21 protein-coding genes are annotated in these 23,106 nt (G+C 36.4%); 10 read left to right on the forward strand and 11 right to left on the reverse strand.

Features of this window, described 5'->3' with window-relative positions:
- Position 1: 1 nt before the first annotated feature.
- The 9 genes from THC_RS00400 to THC_RS00440 form a co-directional block, all read right to left on the reverse strand.
- Entirely contained in the window at positions 2 to 1,312 is a 1,311-nt protein-coding gene (locus THC_RS00400) for a cobyrinic acid a,c-diamide synthase CobB (protein WP_068511724.1), read from the reverse strand.
- Positions 1,294 to 2,382: a pyridoxal phosphate-dependent aminotransferase gene (locus tag THC_RS00405; protein WP_068511728.1), complete on the reverse strand. Its 1,089-nt coding sequence runs from the start codon at positions 2,380 to 2,382 to the stop codon at positions 1,294 to 1,296. Before THC_RS00405 ends, THC_RS00400 begins: the two co-directional genes overlap by 19 nt.
- Positions 2,379 to 3,350 carry an adenosylcobinamide-phosphate synthase CbiB gene (gene cbiB / locus THC_RS00410; RefSeq protein WP_068511729.1) on the reverse strand — a complete coding sequence of 324 codons (972 nt, stop codon included), beginning with the start codon at positions 3,348 to 3,350 and terminating at the stop codon, positions 2,379 to 2,381. Before cbiB ends, THC_RS00405 begins: the two co-directional genes overlap by 4 nt.
- Positions 3,351 to 3,352: 2 nt before the next feature.
- Entirely contained in the window at positions 3,353 to 4,846 is a 1,494-nt protein-coding gene (locus tag THC_RS00415) for a cobyric acid synthase (RefSeq protein WP_068511733.1), read from the reverse strand.
- Positions 4,831 to 5,613: an adenosylcobinamide-GDP ribazoletransferase gene (locus tag THC_RS00420; RefSeq protein ID WP_068511736.1), complete on the reverse strand. Its 783-nt coding sequence runs from the start codon at positions 5,611 to 5,613 to the stop codon at positions 4,831 to 4,833. Before THC_RS00420 ends, THC_RS00415 begins: the two co-directional genes overlap by 16 nt.
- A 2-nt stretch (positions 5,614 to 5,615) precedes the next feature.
- Entirely contained in the window at positions 5,616 to 6,674 is a 1,059-nt protein-coding gene (cobT, locus tag THC_RS00425) for a nicotinate-nucleotide--dimethylbenzimidazole phosphoribosyltransferase (RefSeq protein ID WP_068511740.1), read from the reverse strand.
- Between the two features lie 550 nt (positions 6,675 to 7,224).
- Positions 7,225 to 7,545 (reverse strand): c-type cytochrome, encoded by a 321-nt coding sequence (locus tag THC_RS00430; protein WP_197650967.1) that lies wholly within the window; start codon positions 7,543 to 7,545, stop codon positions 7,225 to 7,227.
- A 12-nt stretch (positions 7,546 to 7,557) separates the two neighbouring features.
- The gene (locus THC_RS00435) at positions 7,558 to 7,875 is read right to left on the reverse strand and encodes a hypothetical protein (RefSeq protein WP_068511743.1); all 318 of its coding nucleotides are present in this window, start codon (positions 7,873 to 7,875) and stop codon (positions 7,558 to 7,560) included.
- A gap of 11 nt (positions 7,876 to 7,886) precedes the next feature.
- On the reverse strand, positions 7,887 to 9,080 hold the full coding sequence (locus THC_RS00440; protein WP_068511746.1) for a molybdopterin-dependent oxidoreductase: 1,194 nt from the start codon (positions 9,078 to 9,080) through the stop codon (positions 7,887 to 7,889).
- A gap of 252 nt (positions 9,081 to 9,332) precedes the next feature.
- On the opposite strand from THC_RS00440, the gene THC_RS00445 reads away from it, so the two are divergent.
- From THC_RS00445 to THC_RS00485, 10 genes are all read left to right on the forward strand, one after another.
- The gene (locus tag THC_RS00445) at positions 9,333 to 10,559 is read left to right on the forward strand and encodes an IS110 family RNA-guided transposase (RefSeq protein WP_068511752.1); all 1,227 of its coding nucleotides are present in this window, start codon (positions 9,333 to 9,335) and stop codon (positions 10,557 to 10,559) included.
- Positions 10,560 to 10,858: 299 nt separating this feature from the next.
- Positions 10,859 to 11,146, forward strand: coding sequence for a DUF2325 domain-containing protein (locus tag THC_RS00450; RefSeq protein ID WP_068511754.1), 288 nt, complete (start codon positions 10,859 to 10,861; stop codon positions 11,144 to 11,146).
- Between the two features lie 47 nt (positions 11,147 to 11,193).
- Positions 11,194 to 11,343 (forward strand): hypothetical protein, encoded by a 150-nt coding sequence (locus THC_RS09360; protein WP_153303637.1) that lies wholly within the window; start codon positions 11,194 to 11,196, stop codon positions 11,341 to 11,343.
- 108 nt (positions 11,344 to 11,451) lie between these two features.
- The gene (locus THC_RS00455; RefSeq protein WP_068511757.1) at positions 11,452 to 11,748 is read left to right on the forward strand and encodes a FeoA family protein; all 297 of its coding nucleotides are present in this window, start codon (positions 11,452 to 11,454) and stop codon (positions 11,746 to 11,748) included.
- A 17-nt stretch (positions 11,749 to 11,765) separates the two neighbouring features.
- Positions 11,766 to 12,212, forward strand: coding sequence for a cytochrome C (locus THC_RS00460; protein ID WP_068511759.1), 447 nt, complete (start codon positions 11,766 to 11,768; stop codon positions 12,210 to 12,212).
- A gap of 15 nt (positions 12,213 to 12,227) precedes the next feature.
- Positions 12,228 to 12,458, forward strand: coding sequence for a FeoA family protein (locus tag THC_RS00465; protein WP_197650969.1), 231 nt, complete (start codon positions 12,228 to 12,230; stop codon positions 12,456 to 12,458).
- Entirely contained in the window at positions 12,455 to 14,611 is a 2,157-nt protein-coding gene (gene feoB / locus THC_RS00470; protein ID WP_068511765.1) for a ferrous iron transport protein B, read from the forward strand. Before THC_RS00465 ends, feoB begins: the two co-directional genes overlap by 4 nt.
- An 82-nt stretch (positions 14,612 to 14,693) precedes the next feature.
- On the forward strand, positions 14,694 to 15,836 hold the full coding sequence (locus THC_RS00475; RefSeq protein WP_068511770.1) for a carbohydrate porin: 1,143 nt from the start codon (positions 14,694 to 14,696) through the stop codon (positions 15,834 to 15,836).
- Positions 15,837 to 16,273: 437 nt separating this feature from the next.
- Positions 16,274 to 17,974, forward strand: a complete 1,701-nt coding sequence (locus tag THC_RS00480) for an NAD+ synthase (protein ID WP_068511773.1) — start codon at positions 16,274 to 16,276, stop codon at positions 17,972 to 17,974.
- Between the two features lie 95 nt (positions 17,975 to 18,069).
- Entirely contained in the window at positions 18,070 to 18,756 is a 687-nt protein-coding gene (locus THC_RS00485; RefSeq protein ID WP_068511776.1) for a type 1 glutamine amidotransferase, read from the forward strand.
- A 1-nt stretch (position 18,757) separates the two neighbouring features.
- Here THC_RS00485 and THC_RS00490 read toward each other — a convergent pair whose 3' ends face one another.
- Both THC_RS00490 and THC_RS00495 read right to left on the reverse strand, forming a co-directional pair.
- Complete coding sequence (locus tag THC_RS00490) at positions 18,758 to 21,889, reverse strand: efflux RND transporter permease subunit (protein ID WP_068511779.1); 3,132 nt, start codon at positions 21,887 to 21,889, stop codon at positions 18,758 to 18,760.
- Positions 21,890 to 21,905: 16 nt separating this feature from the next.
- Positions 21,906 to 23,096 carry an efflux RND transporter periplasmic adaptor subunit gene (locus THC_RS00495; RefSeq protein WP_068511783.1) on the reverse strand — a complete coding sequence of 397 codons (1,191 nt, stop codon included), beginning with the start codon at positions 23,094 to 23,096 and terminating at the stop codon, positions 21,906 to 21,908.
- Positions 23,097 to 23,106 lie beyond the last annotated feature (10 nt).

The following is a 23,106-nucleotide window of genomic DNA, read 5'->3' on the forward strand; positions in this document are numbered from 1 at the left end:
CTTATAGTTGACTCCTTGAAGGATTTTTTTCTTCAGTTGCAAGAAAGTGAAGATAAGTTGCCAGAGCATTTTTATAACGATATCCCTCAAGAAATCTCTCTTTCTCGTGAGTTGAAACCTTAAAGATTTTCTTAATTTTTGAGGTCTTAAGAGGCGCTTTTAGATGAGAGTAGTGAAATTCATGGGCATAAAAACCTTTTATGTCTCCTAAGAAAGGATGAGTTTCAAGAATTGAGACCCTTCTATATCCAAGGGTCAAGCCTTTTTTCTCAATTTCATAAGGGAAGACCCCTGAAAGGTGATAAAATCTCTTATTCCAATAGATTCCTTTAGAAAGATAAATAAGGCCACCACATTCTGCATAAAGGGGATTTCCCTCCTCAACAAAGGCCTTCAACTCCTTTATAAAGGTTTGGTTTTCGCAAAGTTCCTGGGCAAAAAGTTCAGGATATCCTCCTCCAAAATAGAGGGCCTCAACTTGCGAGGGAAGTCCTTTATCCCTAAGGGGACTAAAAAAAAGTAGCTCACTTTTTGTAGAGAGCTCATCAAGAAGATGTTGATAATAAAAATTGAAAGCAATGTCCTTTGCAAGGCCAACTTTTTTAAATGGAAGGGGAGGTAAAAAGGAGGGTAGAGGATAACCCTCAAAAGATGGGTTTTCAAAAGTTTGAAGCAGGGACAAATCAAAGGAAATTTCAAGGGCACCTGCAACTTCTGAAATAAGGGCTTCTGCCTCCTTAAAATGTTCAGGAAGAAAGAGTCCAAGATGCCTTGAAGGAAGCTCATATTCTTTATTCCTGAAAAGATAACCAATAACTGGATATCTCTTTAAAGCCTTCTCCAATCTTAAAAGATGTTTTTCTGAAGAGACTCTGTTTAAAAAAAGAAAAAAAGGTAAAGAGGCTCTTTTAATTTTCTCTGCAAACCCTTTGACCACAAAGGTAAGACTTTCTGCTAAACCATAGGTATCTAAGATCAGGATAATGGGAAGTTTAACAAGTCTTGCTACCTTAAAGGTAGAATACTTTCCATCAAAAAGCCCCATTACTCCTTCAACTACAGAGTAAATACACCCTTTACTTTTATGATAAAAGAGGCCTTTAAGTCTTTTTTCTCCCATGGAAAAGAGATCAAGATTATAAGAGGGTCTCCCGCAAGCAAGAGCATGCCACTTAGGATCAATATAATCTGGCCCGATCTTAAAGGGTTGAACCTTAAATCCCTTTTTAGATAAAAGATGTAAAATCCCAAGGGTAATAAGGGTTTTTCCCTCTCCACTTCTTGTTGCAGAAATTACAAAGCCTTTAGCCATTCCCTTAAAGCCCCTATAAAAAGTTTTAAACTTTTTTCATCTTTTAGGGAAACCCTGAAATCCCCTTCAGTTAATCCATAAAAATTAAAACAGGGTCTTATCAAGATATGTTTTTCTTTAAGGAGCCAGAAGAAAAAATTCTTTCCACCTGGAAGATGCCTTAGTAGATAAAAATTAGTATAGCTTGGAAGAAAGTTAACCTCCATTTCTTTTAGGGCTTTCTCAAAAAGGGTTTTTAAATTTTGAAAATATTTTAAGCTCCTTTTTTTAAACTCCTGGTTTAAAAGGAGTTCTCTGGCAAGATATTGAGAGAGAGTATTGGCACTCCAGGTGGGAACCAAGGCTTTGACTTTAGAAAGAAGGGGATTTAAAGTAACTAAATATCCAATTCTTACTCCTGCAAGACCATAAAATTTGCTTAAGGATCTAAGAATAAAGAGATTTTCATGGGTTTTAGTTTGGGAGATAAGAGATTCCTCCTCCACAAAATCAATAAAGGCTTCATCAATTATAAAAAAGGTTTCTTCATATTTAGAGATTAAAGTAGAGAGAGCCTCCTTGTTAAAAACTAATCCTGTTGGATTGTTTGGATGGCAAATAATTACTGCCTTTCCTTTACTTTCCTTCTTTAGAAATTTTTCAATAGCTTCGAGATGTTCTTCCGGATTAAGGGAAAAGTGGGTATAAATTTTTGATTTTTCCTTTAATTTAAGAATTTTTCTATATCCTACAAAGGTTGGTTCAGGAAGAAAAAATTTTGTTCTCTCAGGCAAAATTAGTATTAGCCCTTGAAGAAGTTCATAGGACCCATTTCCAATCACAATAGATTTTTTATCTATACCATAGGTTTTGGAAAGGACTTCTTTTAAATCTTCCCCCTCTGGATCTGGATAAAATTCAAGAATACTTAAAAGTTTTTTAGAGTTTATTTTAAGAAATTTTTTAATCAGAGGATTTGCAGAAGAACTTAAGTCTATGATTTCAAAAGGTGAAAGCTTTAAATTTTTTGCATAATAATAAACATTTCCACCATGCTCAGTAAATTTTTGAAGAAAGTTTAAATCAGTCATTTAAGCCCTTTAAAAATTAAGATTATAAAAAGCATAAAAAAACTGCTTAAGTATAAAAGATTTTTGGCTAAGGGGATAGCCTGTTCTAAATTTGTTAAGTAATCTTCTCCGAGATAGGGTTTTTCAACGAGTTTTCCTCCGTAATAGGCAGGTCCAAGAAGTCTTACTCCAAGTGCACCAGCAAGTGCAGCCTCAGGATATCCACTGTTAGGAGAGGGATGTTTTGGGCCATATCTAAAAGTCCATTTAAGAGCCCTACATCCTGAAGAAATGCCAAAATAAATAGAGGAAGAAAGAACTATAAGTAAAGCGGTTAATCTTGCAGGAATAAAATTTAAAAGATCATCCATTTTGGCAGAAAACCAGCCAAAGTGAATATACCTTTCATTTTTATAGCCTACCATGGAATCAAGGGTATTTACTGTTTTATAAAAAATTATCCCTGGAAGGCCAAAAAGGGAAAGCCAGAAAAGAGGAGCAATCACTCCATCATTAAGATTTTCTCCATAACTCTCAAGGATAGCTTTGCGAATAGAATTTTTTTCTAAATTATCTGTATCCCTTCCAACAAGGGCCTTAAGTTCCCCTCTTGCCAGCGCTATTTCTTTTTTCTGAAGATATTCCTCAATTTTTAGACCTGTGGTGATAAGCCCTTTTAAGGCAAGAAAAAGAGAAATAGTAAAAATAAATAAAACTTCTGAAAGCATAAAATAGTTATTCTTGAGGCTTTCCAAAATCAACAGAAAGAAAAGGGTTATAAGAAGCACTGTGAGATTTACCGCAAAGAAAAAGAGAATTCCTTTAACCTTTTCTGAAAATATTTTTAATCTTCTAAAGGGCTCTTCATAGATTGAGATAATTTTCCCAATTCCTGAAACAGGATGAGGAAAACCTCTGGGATCACCAATAATTAAGTCAAGAAAAAAGGAAAGGGCTATGTGATAACCTTTAATCTCAAAAGGGGTCATCTTCAAAGTCCAAGGAGTTGATTGATAGCCTTCATGTCTAAGTGTTTTTCCACAAAATCAGAAAGATCAGATAAAGCCTCGTTTACCTCTTGCCAATAAGAAACTTTTACAGGAAGTGCAGGTAAACCTTTTTTTAAACGATGGCGATTTATGAGGGCTCTTCTTAAGTTATCATTAGTAAAAATCCCGTGAAGATAAGTCCCCCAAACATTTCCTTTTTTGGAGCCATCCCTTAGGGTTTCTCCATGAGCTAAGCGAAAGATTTCAAAAAGATTTAAATCTCCTGCGGAGATGCCCTTGTGAATTTCAAAACCCCAGAGATTTTCTCCTGGGAAATTTTCTTCAAGCGACTTTGCATAACATTGAGTTGTGATCTTTTCAGGATAAAAAGTGGTTTCTATTTCAAGAAAGCCAAGGCCATTCATTTCCTCAAGATCTCCCTCAAGTTTATAGGGGTTTTTAAGGACCTTTCCAAGCATTTGAAATCCCCCACAAATTCCGATAATTTCTGCCCCTCGGTTGAGGGCTTTTTTTATAATCTCATCAATACCTTTTTCTTTAAGCCATAAAAGGTCGCTTAATGTATTTTTACTTCCAGGAAGAATGATGATATCTGCTGAAAGAAGCTCTTCCTCTCTAAAGGAATAAGAAATCTCTACATCCTCTTCAAGATAAAAGGGATCAAAGTCATAAAAGTTTGAAATGCGCCTAAAGGGAAGAATAACAAGCTTGACTTCCCCCCTTTTTAAGGCTTTAGGTTTTCCAAAAAATGAAAAGCCATCTTCATCAGAGATTTTCAAATCCTCTTTATAAGGAAGTATTCCAAGGGATTTGAGCTTAGTAAGTTCTTTAAGTCTTTCAATTCCAGAGCGAAGAAGCCTTTCATCTCCTCTAAACTTGTTAATAATAAAACCAAAAAGTTGATGGGCATATTCTGGTTTAAATCTTTTTAATAGCTCAAAGGTTCCAAAGATAGAAGCAAAAACTCCCCCTTTATCAATATCACCAAGAAGAAGAACAGGGCACTTCAAATAAAGAGCAGGTTTAATGTTAACAAGATCAACCTCAAGGAGATTTATTTCAGCAGGACTTCCAGCCCCCTCAAGAAGAATAAGCTCATACTTATTTTTAAGATAATCAAGAACCTCTTTCACAGTTTCCCACAGCAGATCTCTTTCCTGATAATAATCTCTGGCAGAAAGGGTTTTATAGAGTTTTCCAAGAAGAAGAACCTGGCTTTTTTGATTTCCTTCAGGTTTTAAAAGAATGGGATTAAAATACTTTTCAGGCTCAAGGTAAGAGGCCATGGCCTGTAAAGCCTGAGCAAGCCCGATTTCGCTTCCATCCTTACAGACAAAGCTCTGAAGACTCATATTTTGTGCCTTAAAAGGAGCAACTCTTATTCCTTTTTTAGCAAAGTGTCTGCAAAGGGCTGTTACCAGAAAGGATTTTCCAGCAGAAGAGCCTGTTCCTGTAATCATTAAAGCCTTTCCCATAAAACCGCTCCATAAAAAAGGGTAACCCCCTCTATAATTTCAACAAGAGCACCATAATTATCCCCTGTAAGTCCCAAAAAGGCTTTTTCAAATTTGTTCTTAAAGTAAAAAGATATTAATAAATTTATACATAAAATCAAAAGGAAATGATAAATTTTTAAGAATTGTTGTGAAAAAACAAAAACCCCCCAAATAAACACACTTAGAGCGAGACCAAGAGCAAGGCCAGAGGGTTTTAAGCTTTTTTTCATTAGAAAACCAAGGCCATCTTTTCTTGCTGGCTGAGAAGAATAGATGATTATAAGTAAGAGCGCCCTTGAGAGAAAAAAGGGCAGAAACAGGAAACTTAAATTATTCTGGTTGAGTATTTCCTTTATTAAAAGAAACTTCAAGAGAAGATTCACCACTATGGTTGTAACTCCAGAAACTCCAACAGTGCTATCTTTCATAATAGCAAGTCTTTTAATTCTATCTTCTTCAGGATTACCACTTCCTTTATAGGATAAAGCATCAAAGGTATCAGAAAGGCCATCAAGATGAAAGATACCCCTCAGAAGCAAAAGGGTTAAAAGAAGCAAAAGGGCGAGGATATCTTCTGGAAGATATGGTGCTAAAAGGCTTGAAAGAAAAAAAATTATTATTCCTTCAAGGGCTCCTATTACAGGAAAGAAAATTAGTGCTCTTTCAAAGTCCTTTTCTGTAATTTTCCCAATTTTTATAGGGATTCTCCACAAAAAAGAGGCTGAAAGTAAAAGCCCTTTAAACATGGTTAATGGAGATTTTTGGAGACTCCTGCAGAGTCAAAGGTTGCCATTTCATGATAGATTTTTAGAGAAGCCTCAATAAGAAGCATGGCAAGAGCTGCCCCTGTTCCCTCACCAAGTCTAAGATTGAGATCAAGAAGGGGAGAAAGCCCCATGTATTCAAGCTGGGCCTGGTGCCCCCTTTCCATAGATCTATGTGAAGCGATCACATAATTTTTGACCAGGGGATTAATTTTATATGCGATTAAAACCCCTGCTCCAGTTATAAAGCCATCCATAACAACAGGCACTCTCCTTTCTGCACAAGCAAGCACAACACCTGCACAGGCCCCGATTTCAGCCCCACCAACCTTAGAAAGAACATCAATAGGATCTTCAGGATTAGGCTTGTGAAGAGCTATTGCTTTTTTAATTACCTCAATTTTTCGCTGAAAGAAATGGTCATTTATTCCTGTTCCTCTTCCTGTGACTTCTTCAACAGGTCTTCCTGTTATTACTGCAGTAATAGCTGAAGAAGGTGTCGTATTACCAATCCCCATATCTCCAATTCCAATAAGATTATACCCTTCTGAAATAGCCTCTTTTGCAAGTTCATAACCTACCTCTATACACCTTAAGGCCTCTTCCCTTGTCAGGGCCTGCTCTTTGGCAAAATTTCTTGTTCCGAAACATACCTTTTTATCGATAAGCTCTGGAATATTTTCAAACTTACAATCCACACCTACATCCACCACTTTGACCTCAGCTCCTGAAAATCTGGCAAGAACATTTATGCCAGCTCCTCCTCTCAAGAAATTATAAATCATTTGCGCTGTAACCTCCTTAGGAAAAGCAGAAACTCCTTCCTCCGTAACCCCATGATCCCCTGCAAAGACAAAACTTAGTTTTTTATTTATTTTAGGGTAGGGGGTTTCAAAAATAGCCACCATTTGGGCTGCAAGTTCCTCAAGCCTGCCAAGGCTACCCTTGGGTTTTGTAAGATTATCAAGTCTTTCCCAGGCTTTCTTAAACCACTCCTCTTTTAAGGGCTCAATTTTTATCTGAAAAGGCCATTCTTTAGCCATCCTGCATCCACCCCCTATGGTAAAATCATTTACCATAAATATACCCTAAAAATTTCTTTTTCAAAGTTTTGTATAATTCCATATCTTTTGAGACTCTATAGGATTTTTTCTTTGGGCCTAACACAAATTAAATCTTTCCACATACCCGTTCCCCTTCGGAAAGAAAGGATAAAAAATCTGCAAAATCTTTCCTTAAGTAGGGGTTTAAAATTTTATACCCCTTGAATTTTTTGTGGGTCTGTTGTAGCACAGACATTCTTGTCTGTGTTTCTTTCATACATGGGAGTGTAATTTGCCTCCACAGGCAAGATTGCCTGTGTTACTTTCAGACTTGTATAACCTCCCTTGTATAGATATCTAATTCCCCTTTTGCCCCACTTCCTTTTTCTTGTAAGGATATGAATTTATGCAAAGGTTTAATTCTTTGGGAATCCAAATTTAATCTTGAATAGATTTTTCAAAAGCTCAATATGTTAGATAGGACGAAGGTTTTAAGAGAGATTAAATATATTAATTACACCTTGAGGGGTACAATATAAATATTTTCTATTTAAAAGTTTGAAGGATATATTCTGCTATTTTTTTTGGCCTCTTCATCAGGAATATAATTGTCCCCAAATTTCGGCATACCAGGCCCAGGGTTTCGCATTTTACTAATTATATCTTCAGGAGTTTTAATATTGTTGGCGTCAAGATCCTTTTTATGTAAAGTCTTGCTACGATTAATAATATTTCCTCCATTGGGATGACAAATAGCACAATGTTCCCTAAATAGGACCTCCCCTGTTTTTCCTTTTAATGGTTCTCCAGAAAAGGCTAAAATAGAAGGGAAGCTTATACTTATGGCTAAACTTATGATAATTTTTTTCATCTTTTCACCCCCTTATTTGGTCCCATAATTAATAGTAAGATAATTGATTATTACCTCAACATCAGGCTCAGGAATTGGCGCTCCATATACTTTTATCATCTTATTAACTATTTCTGACCACTTATTTTTTGAAAATTTAGGTTGCATAATTATGTAATCTGTGCTATGACAAATATTGCAATAGGTCTCCACTTTCTCCTTTCCTTTCCCTGCTTTAAGTTCAACTTGGATAGGTGGAAGCTCAATAGATTTTACTGAATCCTGAGAAATAGCCCAAGAAACTCCACTAACTAATATTAATCCAGAGATCCATATTATTATTTTTTTCATTTTTCTCCTCCTTATTCAACTACTATTTCTATTTTTTCTATTTTATTCCAAAGATAGCCTGCTGGATTCCACAAACTTTCAAAGGGCTGAGATTCACCAATACTATTTGTAGCTCTTGCCATTAATACATATTTACCAGATTTTGTGGGTTTAAAACTATAAAACCATTGAATCCATGAGTATCTACCTAAATCTTTGCCAAGCCTTGTGGTATGCCATGTCGTTCCTCCATCTATAGATACAATTACATCTTTTATACTATATCCCCCTGAAAAAGCTATTCCCATAATATTAATTTCTCTACCCCTTTTAAAGATAGCTCCATCCTGAGGTTCAATTATCAGAGATCTTGTAGTCATTCTACTAACGGGAACAGTCTTCTTAGGATTTGTTCCTGGTTCCACACAACCACAGGGATTATCAGGTATTCGATAGGCAGTTTTCATCCAGAATCCCTCAAAAGGTTTGTCAAGAACAGTAATTTCAATTAGGGCCTTTACCCAGTATGTTGCATACCAACCCGGGACAACAAGCCTTGCAGGAAAGCCATTAAGCATAGGAAGAGGTTTACCATTCATTTCATAGGCAACTATGATGTCCTCTTCCAGGGCCTTATCAATGGGGAGAGTTTTTACAAAATCCGGAACAGAGGAAAGTGGCCCTGAATCAAGACCATTAAAAGCAACTTCCACTGAGCCAATCTTTATCCCTGCCATGTTGAGTATATCTTTAAGTCTAACCCCTGACCAGGTCACATTTCCCATAGCACCATTTTTCCATTGTCCCCCTGCTACTCTTGGATTAAAGAAACTTCGGCCATTTCCTGAACACTGAATAACAGCTGTGTAACTAACCTTTTCAAATTTACTTTTTAGATCTTCCATAGATAATTCAAAAGGTTGTTTCACATTGCCATTTATCTTTAGTCTCCATTTAGTTAAATCAACAGAGGTTGGAATATTGGCAATGTGCCATCTTACAAAAAGAGCTTCATTAGGAGTAATTAATTCTTTAAAATAATGAAGAGGGGTTTCGAGTTGAGGGGGCCTTGAGGTGAGAAGAATTAACTCTGTTTTTTCAGGAAATCTGACAAGCTTTCTTTCTTCAGCAAAAAGTGTAGAGGGAATATCGCTAAGAACTGTCATAGCAGTAATAGCTCCGGCTGTTTTTAAAAAATCCCTTCGAGTAAATTCTTTTTTTCCCATATTTACCTCCTACGAAAAATTTGTTATGTTATTACCTAAGTTTTTGCATATATAGGGGTTATAATAGAAACATGGAAAAGAGAGTAAGGCAGGGCAACTCCATTTTACCTGGGCTTTTAAGCCCTCAGTGGAGTTTGTTGCCTGCCTGCTTAAACCATTATAAGTTGGTTGGGTTTGTAAACCCTCGTCAAGTTGGAGGATTGGTGAGCAGGTCCCCTGCCTTACTAAAACAAAATAAAAGGAGGTCCACCTATGCACTACACCTACTTTGTAGGCCTTGATGTCTCCAAAAACTTCTTTCATGCCTGCCTCATTGATTCCTCTCAAAATGTCCTCTTTAACCAGTCCTACCCTCTTGACTACCAGGGCATCAGTTCCTTTACAAAAGCTCTCCCTCAAGGCTTAAAAAAATCCATCCTTATCGGTATTGAATCCTCCAGTTGTTATCATCTTAATCTCATCACCTACCTCGTTAATCATAACTTCACTTGCGTCATCCTTAATCCAATTCTCATTAAAAATTTTGCTAAACTCTCTCTTAGAAAAACCAAAACCGATGCCATAGACGCTAAAACTATCGCCATCTTCCTTTCTCAATTCCATCAAAAACTACCTCCCCAGGCCTTTACTTCTGAAGAATTTAAAGACCTTGCCAGAGAAAGAGAAAGAATTTCTCAAGAAATCGCTAAAAGAAAAAATAACCTCGAAAAACTTGTGGTCGTTACCTTCCCTGAACTTGAAAGAACCGTCAATATCTACAATACCTCCATTCTTAAACTTCTTGAAAAATTCCCCTCTGCTAAAGCTATTAAAAAAGCCTCTCTTGAGGAAATTGAAAATATACTCTCCTCTCAAAAAGGTAAAAAACCCGCCATTTCTGCTAAAGAAATAAAAGCCCTTGCTGAATATTCTATAGCTCAAAATTGGCCCGCAAAAGAATATATTCTTTCCAGAACCATTCAAGAACTCTTCTTCCTTCAGGAAACCCTTAAAGAAATTGAAAAACTTCTTAAATCCGCTTGTAAAGAGATTTCCGCTTGCCAGGACCTTGATATCCTCCTTTCTATTGAGGGAATTGGAGAAATTACAGCGCTTCATTTTCTTGCTGAAATTCAAGATATAAAGAGATTTCAATCTTACAAACAATTGATTGCCTATGCAGGACTTGATCCTGCTGTTTATGAATCTGGAAACTTTAAAGGAAAGAGCAAGATTTCTAAACGAGGAAATAGGCATTTGAGAAGGGTTGTATGGCTTATGAGTATTAATGTAATCAGACACAATCCTATATTCTGGAGCTATTTTGAGAGGAGAAAAAGACAAGGATTGCCTTATAAAAAAGCGGTTTTGGCCACCGCTCATAAACTTTTGAGAATTATTTATGCACTTCTCAAATATAAAAAATATTTTGATCCTTCTACTACTTATCATAATATTCCTTCTCAAGGAGGTTTTTACTATGCTTATAATTTTTCATAGTTGACTCCACAGGCAAGATTGCCTGTGTTACTTTCAGACTTGTAAAGCTTCCCTTGTATAGATATCTAATTCCCCTTTTACCCCACTTTTTTTTCTTGTAAGGATATAAACTTATGAAACTTGTGTATGGGGCTATTGGCAAACCTTTGTGTTTTCTCGTTACATGTTCCTTTATATTATTGGGCGGACAGGAAAAATTTTTACCCCCTCTTGACAAAACAAAAATTTTTGTTATAAATGAATTTCAATTTCAATTTCAATTTCAATTAAAATTATAGCTTTGGGGGGGTGAACTTCTTGTGAAGATTGTTGTTCTTGGTGGGTATGACCGCTTTGGTCCTTATCTTGAGAAATATGCAAAGTCCCTGGGTCTTGAAATAAATTTTATCAATCAACCTAAAAAAGATCTGGAAAAATTATTAAAAAATGCAGATTACATTGTTGTTCTTACAAGATGTGTGTCCCATGAGATGGTGAGATGTGCCAAGGGCTTTTCCCCTGAAAAATGTATTTTTTGTAAACAGGCAGGTCTTTGTGCTATCAAAAAGATAATTGAAGAAAAAATCTTGAAAACTTTTAATAATTGATTTAAAAATTAAAGAATTTGATTGAATTAAAAGAAGGAGGGAAGGCTATGATAACCCTTCAAATGATTCGGAAAGCTCAAGAAGATTGGGCAAGAGGAATTATTCAAATTGGAAAATTATATTTAGAAAATAAAAACTATTTTGATTTTGCAAAAAACTTTGCTCCTCATTACCTTTTAACCAAAGTGCTTAAATAAATTTCTTTGGGGAGTCTTTAGCTTTGTATATGAAGAATATATTATCTTATAACATAAAATTGAGATTGATTTTCAATTTAAAAATCAATATAAAAGGGGGTAGGAAAAATGATGCCTTTAGGATTGATGAAAGAGGGAGAAGAGGGGGTTGTTGTTGAGATCAGGGATCAAGATAGTCTTCAAGAATTTGAAAACCATGAAATTCCCCTTTGTTCTGGAGGCTGTCTTTTTTGTAAGAAAGAAAGGCAGAAATTTAAAAAAGTTTTTTCACTTGGATTAAGACCAGGGATAAGAGTGCTTGTTATAAAAAACAAACCCGGCCAACCCATAATTATTTTTTTTGAAAACACGCAACTTGCTTTAAGTAGGGGTCTTGCCATGAAAATTTTCGTTAAAAAAACATAAAAAAGGGAGGTGGAGTTATGAGAAAAGGGGTGCTTTTTCTTCTAATGAGTTTTGCCTTTGTGAATTTAAGTAAAGCAGAGGAAATTACTTATCGGAAGCACATCAAACCTGTTATGGATTCTAAGTGCATAAGCTGTCACGGGCCTGATTCACCTGAGTATGATGGATTTAAAGAAGAAAAGAGTAAATGGCTTTCCAAGGGTAAGGGACCAAGGATGGATACATACAGTCATTTGATTTTTTATGTGGGCTGGAGGGATACAGGAGCCATCATGAGAAGGCTTGATGATGGGAAGAATACTCCTGATGGGAAGCCAGGGAATATGTATAAATATCTTGGGGACACAGAGGAAGAAAGGCAGAGGAATCTTGAGCTTTTTAAGAAGTGGGTAGGAAACTGGACCTTAAAGAGATGGAAGGAGATCACTAAGGAGGAATTAGAGGCTATTAAGGTGAAATATTAATAGTGGGGGGTGGGGATGATGAGGCTTTCGGAGTTGAAACCAGGGCAGAGGGGAAGAATTGTTAAAATCAAGGGGGAGGGCACTTTAAGGAGAAGGTTTCAAACCATGGGAATTCTTCCTGGGGAGGAGGTAGTGGTTGAAAAGGTTGCCCCCTTAGGAGACCCTATTGATGTAGTAATCAAGGGTTATCATCTTTCTTTGAGAAAAAGTGAAGGAGATCTTATTGAATTGGAGGTGATAAAATGAGGGAGATTAGAATTGCAGTTTGTGGAAACCCCAATACCGGGAAATCTACTCTTATCAATTCTCTTGCAGGAGCAAAGCTTCAGGTAGGGAACTGGCCAGGGGTTACCGTTGAAAAGAAAGAAGTTTCCTTAAAGGTAGGAGACCATCTTTTGCATTTCATTGACCTTCCTGGAGCCTATAGTCTTACTCCCTTTTCTCTTGAAGAAAAGATTACCAGAGATTTCCTCTTCACCCAGAGACCTGATGTGATCCTTTGTGTGGTTGATTCTACTAATCTTGAGAGAAATCTGTTTTTTGTGATTCAGTTAATGGAGCTTGAAATCCCTATGGTGGTTGCCTTAAACATGTATGATGAGGCTAAGAAATTGGGATTTAAGATAAATATTCCCCTTCTTGAGGAATTGCTGGGCCTAAGGATTGTTCCAACAGTAGCTACAAGGGGTGAGGGAGTGGAAGAATTAAAAAGGGCAGTGCTTGAGGCCTATGAAGAGGGAAGGCCTCCTAAAAATCTCTTTTATGGGGAAGACCTTGAAGCCATCCTTAAAAACACAAGGACTCATCTTCTCTTCTTTAATCCCGAATTAAAGGAAGAGGTTCTCACTAAAGGGATCATTTTAAAGGTTCTTGAGGGAGATGAGGAGTTATTAAAAAACCTGGGGATTAAATATGAGAGGAAGCTTCTAAAAAATTATTTAGACCATATTGAAAGGGTTCACGGTATGGATTTTGAAAGTTTCCTTACAGATATACGCTATGGGTTGGCTGGTGGGGTTGCCAAACAGGTTCTCTCAAGACCTGAGGTAAGAAAAATCACCCTAACAGAAAAAATTGACAACATATTATTAAATCGTTACCTGGGAATTCCTCTTTTTCTGCTTATGATGTGGTTTCTTTTTAAACTTTCCTTTGACATAGCCAATCCCTATGTAGATTTTCTTGATGAAACCATAAATGGGCCTCTTAAAAATTGGGTAAGCTTTGGTTTAGAGACCCTTCATGCTCCTGAGTGGCTTTCCTCTCTTTTGCTTGATGGTGTGATTGGGGGTGTGGGAATTATCTTTTCTTTTATACCTGTAATTGGAATGATCATGCTTTTAATTACCTTTCTTGAAAGTTCTGGTTATATGGCAAGAGCTGCTTTTTTAATGGATAGAATTATGCGAGCCTTTGGGGTTCAAGGTAAATCTTTCATTCCTATGCTTATGGGTTTTGGTTGTAATGTTCCTTCTGTTTATGCCACAAGAATCCTTGAACAGGAAAAGGAACGAAAACTCACCCTTTTTCTCTTGCCCTTTATGTCTTGTGGCGCAAGACTTCCTGTCTATGTAGTTTTTATTACAGCCTTCTTTCAAGCCTCATCCGGAACAGTTCTCTTTTTTCTCTATGTCCTTGGTATAGCGATAGCAATGGCTGTAGGGATTTTAATGCATAAGGTGGTTTATAAAGGAAAGAGCTCACCCTTTGTAATGGAACTTCCCCCCTATAGATTCCCTACTCTTAGGGATTTGCGAGTTCATACCTGGATGAAATTGAGACATTTTGTTATCAAAGCAGGAACATGGATCCTCCTGATTAATGTTTTGGTATGGTGCTTACTTAATCTTCCCTGGAAGCCTGAAAAACCTGAAGATTCTTTACTGGGTAAAGTTGGAGAAAGTTTAGCTCCAGTCTTTAAGCCCCTTGGTTTTGGAGACTGGCAGAGTGCCTCAAGCCTGATGGCAGGCCTTCTTGCAAAGGAAGTTGTTGTCTCAACTATGGCACAGATCTATGTAGCAAGTGAAGAAGCTCAAGAGAAAAAAGAGCTTAACCTTCTTTCTGATATAAAGGAAATATCTTTAAATTTCTTTGAAAAAACCCGGGAAGCCCTTTCCAATGTAATTTCTACCTTTGGTATAGCCACCCTTTCTCCTGAAGTTAAAGAAGAGGAAAAAGGCTTAATTTCTGAACTTCAGAAGCATTTTACACCCCTTTCAGCCTTAAGCTTTATGGTCTTTGTTCTCCTCTACTGGCCATGCTTTGTGTATGGTATCGCTCTTAAGGCTGAACTTGGCACCTTTAAATTATACGGGCAGGCTATTTTGCTCCACAGTTTAATTGCCTGGTTTTGCGCTCTTTTGGTGTATCAACTGGGAAAATTATTAGGCTTTTCATAATAAAGTTAAAATTTTCACAAAAAATGGCATTAAATTTTTAATAGTGTAATATAAGAAATAATCTGCAAGTGGAGGGGAGGCTATGAAGAGGGTTCTGATGGTTTCTACCTTAGTTTTGGGAATAATGTTTTCTTCAGGTTCTGCTAAGGCCCTTGAGTTAAATGAGAAGGTTTCTCTTGAAGCCAATTTGACCTGGGTTCACCAGTGGCTTGAGCATAGAAAAGGAGATTTTAAGGACAGGGATAGGGGGTCTTTAGTTCTTGATGGAAGACTAAACTTTAAACCTACAGAGGTTGATGAATTTTCATTAAGGGCAAGTTTTGCCAAAGAAAATGGCCTTAAAAAGGTAAATCCCTTTGTGCTTTCTCCTAATGCGGATGACCTAAGAGATGACCTTCATAACATTAATGGAAGATCAAGGGATCACCTTCAAGAGTTGTGGTATAAAAGAACCTTTAATTTACCTGGAAATTTCACCTTTAAGGCAACCCTTGGGATCATTGATGGAACTGCCTTTATTGATGACAATCGCTTTGCTAATGATGAGATAACTCAGTTTATGAATGAAGCCTTTGTAAATAATCCCCTTGCCAATATTGTGAGTTATGATTATGGTGGAGCCCTTGAATTAGAAAAAGGACCCTTTCATTTAAGAATTCTTGGGATGCAAAGTAAGACCGAGGAGTCAGAAAATAGTAGATTCCATCGGAAAAACTATAATTATTATGCCCTTCAGCTTGGTTATAAACTTGAATCAGCTCTTGGAGAGGGAAACTATAGAATCTATGGATTTACAACCAGTAAAAAATTTCCCGACTGGGAGGAAGAAAACAAAAAGGCCCGAAAGGGATGGGGAGTCTCCTTTGATCAGGATATTATAAAGGAAAGACTGGGAATTTTCCTCAGGGCAGGTTTTCAAGATGATTCAGCAAGGGTGGATTATAAGAATATGTATTCCCTTGGACTTGAGTATAAATGCAAGGTCTTTAATAGGGCTCTTACCTTTGGGGCAGGATACGCCTACCTAAAAGCCCCTTCTAAGCATGAAGAATTAAGATCCACAAAAGCCTTTGAGGCCTATCTTGCCCTTCCCATTTATGAAGTAGAGAAAAAATTTACTTCAACTTTTACTCTTGATTGGCAGTATATGAAAGATGATTTGAAGGAAGATCTTGAGGATCGGAGAGGTCATATCTTTGGCTTAAGAGTAAATTTTGGGTTTTAAAAGAGTCTAATGTGCTTGGGTTTTTTTAACTTTTATGTTCAAATTTTTTCAAGGATAGGGGAAAGGATAAAGGGAGTCCTTTCCCGCAGGTGTTCAGAGTTTTATGATTTTAATACAAGGCAAAAATTTCTGGCAAAAGCAAAATAAAGCCTCTCTTCTCAAAGATCATCTTTCAAAAAAGTAAGAGGGATTTTTTGGTTTTAATATTTATTTTTTTAATATTTAATTTTTTCCCAGGTATGAGATTGAACTTATGCTTGAAAAACACATTTTGGATTTGCTGATGGTATAAAGCTTTTACACTATAAATATCTATCAGAGCAGAGATACAAATTTGTAACTTTTGACATTTTTGTGCTCTTTTTTTTTGAATATCTCCTGATATATTAAAGATTTGGAGGGCCTTTTTTGGGTATAAATTTTGTTAAGAGTTTTACATGTATTTAAATATCGGGATTGGGCAGATTAATCCAAAGGTTGGGGATCTTTCTGGTAATTTTGAAAAGATACTGAAGGCTTGGAAAGAGCTGGATAAGAGTTCACACCTTGTCTGTTTTCCTGAGCTTGCCTTAACAGGTTATCCCCCAGAGGATCTCCTTTTAAGAAGAGACTTTCTTTCAGATTGTAAGAAATATCTGGATAATCTACTTAAGAAAAGTAAGGATTTAACCTCTCCCTGTTTAATTGGAATTCCCCTTTATAAGGGAGATCTCTATAATGCAGCTTTTCTTCTTTACAAGGGAGAGATTGTAGGAGCGTATTACAAGCGATATCTTCCTCAATATGGAGTCTTTGATGAAAAGCGCTATTTTAAAAAAGGGGATAATCTTCTTTTCTTTGCGGTAAATGGCTTTAATATCGGGGTTTCAATCTGTGAAGATATCTGGTATCCCTCGGGTGTAGAGAGAATCTATGCCTTGGCAGGAGCTGATGTTATTGTTAGTCTTAATGCCTCTCCTTATCATAAAGGAAAATATGAATTCAAAGAAAATTTACTTAAAGCCAGAGCTGAAGATAATCAATGTTATGTGGTTTATGTGAATATGGTTGGTGGACAGGATGAGCTAATTCTTGATGGAAGGTCACTTGTTATCTCACCTGAAGGTAAAATTATAGCAAGAGCAAAGGTCTTTGAAGAAGATCTATTAGTAATTAGCATAGAAAAGAAAAAAGTTTGCTCAGGTAGGCTCCTTGAACCCCGTCTTAGAGAAGAGTCGTCAAGTGAGATACCCTTTGTTAAAGGAATAGGTATTAAAAAAGAGCTCCCCTTTTTTGAAGGAAAGGTCTTTAAAAATCCTGAAGAAGAGGAAGAGATTTATCTGGCTTTAAAACTTGCTTTAAAGGATTATTTTTACAAAAATGGCTTCAAAGGGGTTATACTCGGGCTTTCAGGAGGTATTGATTCTTCCTTAACAGCTGTTCTTGCAGTTGATGCCCTTGGAAAGGAAAAAGTAAAAGCCCTTTTTATGCCAAGTGAATTTACTTCAAGGGAGTCCTTTGAGGATACAAGGGAACTTGCTAAAAACTTAGGAATTCCTCTTATTGAAATTCCCATTACTGAAATCTTTCATAGTTATAGAGAAACTATCAAAAAAACCCTTGGTTTTGAAGATTTTACTGTAGCTGAGGAAAACCTCCAGGCAAGAATCAGAGCCAATCTCCTCTTTTATCTTTCCAATCGGGAAGGTCTGCTTGTTCTTTCAACCTCTAATAAGAGTGAGTCTGCAACAGGTTATACCACCATTTATGGAGATATGGCAGGAGGCTTTGCGCCTCTAAAAGATGTATATAAAACCCTTGTTTACAGGCTTGCCCGTTATAGAAATTCCTTAGATCCGGTGATTCCAGAAAGGATTTTTAAGAAAGCCCCCTCTGCAGAGCTGAGACCTGGTCAGAGGGATGAGGACACTCTTCCTCCATATGAAATCCTTGATGAAATTCTCAAGCTCTACTTAGAAGAGGGCCTCACCCCTTCTGAAATCATAGAAAGAGGCTTTGAGGAGAAAACGGTTAACAGGGTTTTTCATATGCTAAAAATAGCTGAATATAAGAGAAAACAGGCTCCCCTTGGGCCAAAGATAACCAGAAGGGCCCTTGGAAAGGATTACCGAATGCCTGTGACCAATGGTTATTTATGAGAGCGCAAGCAGGGATAATAAAGATCGGGAAAAGATTTTCTGCCCGCAGGAAGGCTTAAAAAGTAGAAAAGATTAAGAGGGGGAGGGAGCATTTTATGAAAATTTTAGCGATAAGACATGTGGAAATTGAGCATCTTTCTGCCTTTGAAGGAATATTAAAGAACCTGGGGATTGAATGGACCTATCTTGATACTCCTAAAGGAGAGCGACTGTTTCAGCCTCTTGAAGAATATATGGCCCTTTTTGTGCTTGGAGGATATATGGGGGCTTATGAAGAGGATAAATATGATTTTTTAGCCTATGAATTTAAGCTCATGGAGGCCGCTTTAAAAAGGGATATTCCTGTTCTTGGGATCTGTCTTGGGGCCCAGATGCTTGCCAAAGTGCTTGGTGCAAAGGTTTATCCTGGAGACAGGGGAAAAGAGATAGGCTGGATGGAGGTTATAAAAACTGGGGATCATCCCTATTTTTCAGATTTTCCTGAAAGATTAAAGGTTTTTCAATGGCATGGAGATACCTTTGATCTTCCAGGCGGAGCAGAAAGGGTTTTTTCTTCAGAAAAATATGAAAATCAAGGCTTTGTTTATGGAAAAAGTGTTGGGCTCCAATTTCACCTTGAAGTGGATAAAGAACTTGCCCTTACCTGGAAAGAGGTTTATAAAGAAGAGATCTTCAGAGAGGGTATTGATTATCAAGTTTTTTCTGCTATCTCCGAGTCAGAAGAGAAATTATTAAAACAGATTAGTTTTAATTTTTTAAAAAGATTTCTTGGTGGAATTTAAATCAATGTTTTGTTGCCACTTCCTTTAAGCGAAGCTTTAATTTCAATAAATAATAATAGAATAAAGGAACATAGATCAAGGTTAAAAAGCTCCCAAAAATAAGGCCTCCAATAGCAACGGTGCCAAGGGGGGCTAAGCGTTCAAGTCCTAAGGCCCATCCCAAAGCAATAGGAATCATACCTACAGCTGTTCCGAAGGCAGTCATTAAAACAGGTCTCGTTCTTATATTAATACTTTCAAGAATGGCCCTTTCTAAGGTTTTTCCTTCTTTAATAGCCATATCAATGAAATCAATAAGCAAAATAGAGTTTTTGGTAATTATTCCAGCTAAAAGGATTGTTCCCATTAATCCAGGCATAGACTGATGATATCCCATAGCAAGAATAGACCAGGCAGACCCGATAAGGGAAAGAGGAATAGCCACAATCACAGCAACAGGTGCAAGAAAGGATCTAAAGGCAGGAGCAAGAGTAAAGAAAAGTAAAAGCATACCAAGCAAAAGGGCTTTAACAATTCTCAAGATGGTATCCATCATCATTTTGACATCTCCTTCTTGCGATAAAGAATAACCTGCCGGAAGTTTAAATTTTGCCTTTTGAAGAACTTCAGTAAAACTATTCATAATGTGAGATATAGCAGTTGTTTCCCGATAACCTATTATGTCTAAAGTATATTTTAGACCCTGTCTGGTGATAATAGTAGGCTCTTTTTGTTTTTCTATCTCGCTAATAGCCAAAAGAGGAATCTTTCCTCGGGGAGAATCGAGATATAGAGAATTTAAATCAAGGATATCACTTCTTTGCTCTTTTCTATAAACAAATCTAATTTTTAGACTATTTTCATTGGATACATTAAAATATGAAATAGGTATCCCTCTAATCTTAGCAGTAAGTTGAGCTACAATATTATAAGGTGTGAGTCCATAAAAAAGTGCTTTTTGATTGTCAATTTTAAGATTATAAACCTCTTTATCCATATCCCATTTTCTGGAAACCGAAACCAGCCCTTTAGTTTGATAGGCTAAATTGAGAAGACTCTGTCCTAATTTATCCAGTTCTTCTAAACTATCTCCACTGAGCATAGCATCAAGATTTCCTCTAATGGTTGAAAGAGGAGTAGCACCATAGTCAAATATATGGACATATTTTAAATTTGGAATTTGCCAAATTTTCTCTCTTAATTCTTTTTCTATTTCCCAAATATTTTTCTTCCTATGAAATCTATCTATGTAATGAATGGTTAGATTAATAGTTTGAGGGTTCTCTGCCTCTCCCATTGTAAAAATACCTGGTTCTGAGCCAACACCTATAGAATACATTATTACTCTTTTGTCCTGAGTTAATATTTTAGAGATACTTTGAACAATTTTTTCCATTTCTTCTATGGAAAGATTGCTGTCTGCAGTAATACTACCTTTTACAATTCCTGTATCCATTGGTGGCATTATTTCTCTACCAACAGTCGGAATAATTATGCGTAAGGAAATTATAAACATCATTACAGCAAATAGAAATAAAGGCAAAGATAGTTTTTTATTTTGAAATATAAAGGCAATAATGTCTATATAAATATTTTTTAAAGGTATAAGTAAGCTTTCAGAAAATTTGTAAAGCGTTTCTTCTATTTTGTTTTTGGTCCCCTTCTTTTTTAATAAATAAGGAGCAATAAGAGGAATAAAGGTAATAGAGATAAAGTAAGAAACAATTACAGCAATGAGAAGGGTGGTGGCAAGCGGGCGAAAAATTTTTTGAGGATAATCTCCTACAAAGAGAATAGGAATAAGAACTACAGCGGTAGCAATTGTTCCAGCAAGGACTGCAAACATAACTTCTCTTGTGCCATTAAGAACAGCCTCCTTTGCCGGTTCTTTGAGTTCATGCAAGTGCCTCTCAATATTTTCTAAAACAACCACTGCATCATCAATTAACATTCCTAAAGCCAGGATTATCCCTGAAAGAGTAACAATATTAAATTCCAAACCAATAAACCACATTATAGCTATAGTTGTCAGATATACAAAAGGAATAGAGAGAGAAGCTATTAACATCTGCCTAAAATTGGCAAGGAAGAAGAGTATTACAAGTGAGGTCATAATGATGGCATCTCGTAAGGCCTCAAGCATATTCAAATTACTGAGATGAATTATTCTTTCTTGAGAGTCTGCGATCTCAAACCGTAGAGCAGGAAATTCTTTTTCTAACTGGGGAATAAGGTCCTTTACCTTTTTTATAGTGCGAAGTGTATCTCCTGTAAGCTGTCTTTGAATGGCAAGAGCAATAGCTTTTTTACCATTTCCATAATAAAGAGAAGTATTAGTGTAATAATCATATTTAATTGTAGCAATATCTTTGAGTTTAATATTATTGAAAATATAAATATTTTTAATCTCATCAAGAGTTTTTCCTTTATTTAGAGACTTTATAAGAATAGAGTTAGCAGTATTGGAAATAAATCCAATAGGTGCATCTAAATTGGTTTCCTGAATCTTTGTAATAACATCAGAAAGCCTAAGATTATATTGATTGAGTTTATCTCTATCAATTTCGATAAAAACCTCTTTAATATAGCCTCCGAAGACATCCACATTGGAAACCTCTGGTAAGGAAAGAAAATAATTTTTGATTTGATTTTCTGCTATTTGACGAACATCAGCAAGAGAAAGGGATGGATCCTTAGGAGAGACGGAAATAACTATAACAGGAGGGGTTGCGTCTGTAATTTTATAGATTTGAGGCTCCTGAATGTCCTTAGGAAGAAAAGGTCTGATTTTAGAAAGTTCATTTTGAACCTCAGTTGCGGCAGTATTTATATCTTTTTCATATTCGAATTCAACTTTTATTACTGAAACTTCATCTTTACTAGTTGATTCAACTTTCCTAACAAGGCCAAGGGTATGAAGTTGTTTTTCAATAGGTATAGCAATATTTTCAGCCATATCTTTGGCAGAGGCTCCCGGTTCTATAACTACTACAGCAATTTGAGGCCTATTAGCATCTGGAAAGAGCTTTTGATACATATTCTTTATGGCTATCATCCCAAGAAGAGAAAAAGCAAGAATTATAGCCAAAATAAAATGCGGCCTTGTAAGCACAAATTTGAGAAGTCCCTTTTTATTCGGCTCTTTAGTTTCCATTTTCGTTACCCATTAATTAGTCTTTGTTTAATAAAAATTTCCCTTTTTTACCAAGGGAGAGAAGTCTCAGTTTATCTTCCGAGCCAATGGCTACAGGGGTCCCTTCGGTGAGGTTTCCTTCTATTGCAGCCAGAAATTTATCCTGTGCAAGCACTTTAACAGGTATCTTTGAAAAATATCCCTCCTTATTAAGGGTTAAAACAAAGGTGCCATTGGTAAGATTAAGAAGGGCTGTCTTTGGAACAACAAGGCCATCAACTATTTTGAGAGGTATATCTATATAAACAAGTGAATTAGAGGGAAATTTATCTGGAGCTCTATCAATCAATACCTCTGCAACCGCAAGGGAGTTATCATTAGCTGAAGGATAGATCTTATGTATTTGATAAGCTCTTTGGATGCCATCAAAAGAGACTGAAACAGGAGATCCCTCTCGGAGGTCTTTTATATATTTTAAAGGAAAAGTAAAGATTATCTTTTTCTGTATAGATTCAACTTTTAGAATGGTAGCACCCGGCATAGCGAGATTTCCCTCTCGGAGGGTTACATTAGAAACATATCCTTCAATAGGACTAACAATGTTTAGATAGCGAAGATCATGTGTTTTCTGAGCAATTTCCCTTTTAAGAGCCTTAATTTTTTCTTTTGCTGAATTTATCTGAGCTATTAAGGATTCTACACGGGCTTTGGCATTCTCATAATTGGTCTTAGATTTCAAATATTGCATTTCCGCAATAGCTTTGACCTCATAAAGTTTTTTATCCCTTAAAAAGTTTTCTTTTTCATATGACAAATTGGACTGTGCACCCTGGAGTTCGGAACTTAAGCTTTCTACTTGGTGCTCAAGGGAGACCTCATTATAACGGAGATTTTCAATGGCAAGCATAACAGGTTGAGCATCTATTTTAACCAGTAATTGTCCCCTTTTTACCTGATCACCCTCATTTACAAAGACCTTTTCAATATACCCCTGAAGTTTAGTAGAGATGGAGACCTCATTTACAGGTAAAAATTTTCCAAGGAATTGAACATTCTCTGTGACCCTTCCTTTTTGAACCTTTATTCCCTCTACAGTATATATAGGCTCTTGAGGAGGGGGAATTTTAGCTATTTCTCTTTTTCTCTTTAATAAAAGAGTAATTCCACTCAAAATTAAAAAAACAATTACAATAAAACTTATAATTTTCTTTTTATTTAGTCCCTTCATAGTTTTACCC

This window comes from Caldimicrobium thiodismutans, assembly GCF_001548275.1.
In the GTDB taxonomy this organism is placed as follows: domain Bacteria; phylum Desulfobacterota; class Thermodesulfobacteria; order Thermodesulfobacteriales; family Thermodesulfobacteriaceae; genus Caldimicrobium; species Caldimicrobium thiodismutans.

Bases quoted from the DNA above. Each gene is read 5' to 3' on its own strand.
- THC_RS00400 (WP_068511724.1), bottom strand. From the start codon at position 1,312: ATGGCTAAAGGCTTTGTAATTTCTGCAACAAGAAGTGGAGAGGGAAAA.
- THC_RS00405 (WP_068511728.1), bottom strand. From the start codon at position 2,382: ATGACTGATTTAAACTTTCTTCAAAAATTTACTGAGCATGGTGGAAAT.
- cbiB (WP_068511729.1), bottom strand. From the start codon at position 3,350: ATGACCCCTTTTGAGATTAAAGGTTATCACATAGCCCTTTCCTTTTTT.
- THC_RS00415 (WP_068511733.1), bottom strand. From the start codon at position 4,846: ATGGGAAAGGCTTTAATGATTACAGGAACAGGCTCTTCTGCTGGAAAA.
- THC_RS00420 (WP_068511736.1), bottom strand. From the start codon at position 5,613: ATGTTTAAAGGGCTTTTACTTTCAGCCTCTTTTTTGTGGAGAATCCCT.
- cobT (WP_068511740.1), bottom strand. From the start codon at position 6,674: ATGGCTAAAGAATGGCCTTTTCAGATAAAAATTGAGCCCTTAAAAGAG.
- THC_RS00430 (WP_197650967.1), bottom strand. From the start codon at position 7,545: ATGAAAAAAATTATCATAAGTTTAGCCATAAGTATAAGCTTCCCTTCT.
- THC_RS00435 (WP_068511743.1), bottom strand. From the start codon at position 7,875: ATGAAAAAAATAATAATATGGATCTCTGGATTAATATTAGTTAGTGGA.
- THC_RS00440 (WP_068511746.1), bottom strand. From the start codon at position 9,080: ATGGGAAAAAAAGAATTTACTCGAAGGGATTTTTTAAAAACAGCCGGA.
- THC_RS00445 (WP_068511752.1), top strand. From the start codon at position 9,333: ATGCACTACACCTACTTTGTAGGCCTTGATGTCTCCAAAAACTTCTTT.
- THC_RS09360 (WP_153303637.1), top strand. From the start codon at position 11,194: ATGATAACCCTTCAAATGATTCGGAAAGCTCAAGAAGATTGGGCAAGA.
- THC_RS00455 (WP_068511757.1), top strand. From the start codon at position 11,452: ATGATGCCTTTAGGATTGATGAAAGAGGGAGAAGAGGGGGTTGTTGTT.
- THC_RS00460 (WP_068511759.1), top strand. From the start codon at position 11,766: ATGAGAAAAGGGGTGCTTTTTCTTCTAATGAGTTTTGCCTTTGTGAAT.
- THC_RS00465 (WP_197650969.1), top strand. From the start codon at position 12,228: ATGATGAGGCTTTCGGAGTTGAAACCAGGGCAGAGGGGAAGAATTGTT.
- feoB (WP_068511765.1), top strand. From the start codon at position 12,455: ATGAGGGAGATTAGAATTGCAGTTTGTGGAAACCCCAATACCGGGAAA.
- THC_RS00475 (WP_068511770.1), top strand. From the start codon at position 14,694: ATGAAGAGGGTTCTGATGGTTTCTACCTTAGTTTTGGGAATAATGTTT.
- THC_RS00480 (WP_068511773.1), top strand. From the start codon at position 16,274: ATGTATTTAAATATCGGGATTGGGCAGATTAATCCAAAGGTTGGGGAT.
- THC_RS00485 (WP_068511776.1), top strand. From the start codon at position 18,070: ATGAAAATTTTAGCGATAAGACATGTGGAAATTGAGCATCTTTCTGCC.
- THC_RS00490 (WP_068511779.1), bottom strand. From the start codon at position 21,889: ATGGAAACTAAAGAGCCGAATAAAAAGGGACTTCTCAAATTTGTGCTT.
- THC_RS00495 (WP_068511783.1), bottom strand. From the start codon at position 23,096: ATGAAGGGACTAAATAAAAAGAAAATTATAAGTTTTATTGTAATTGTT.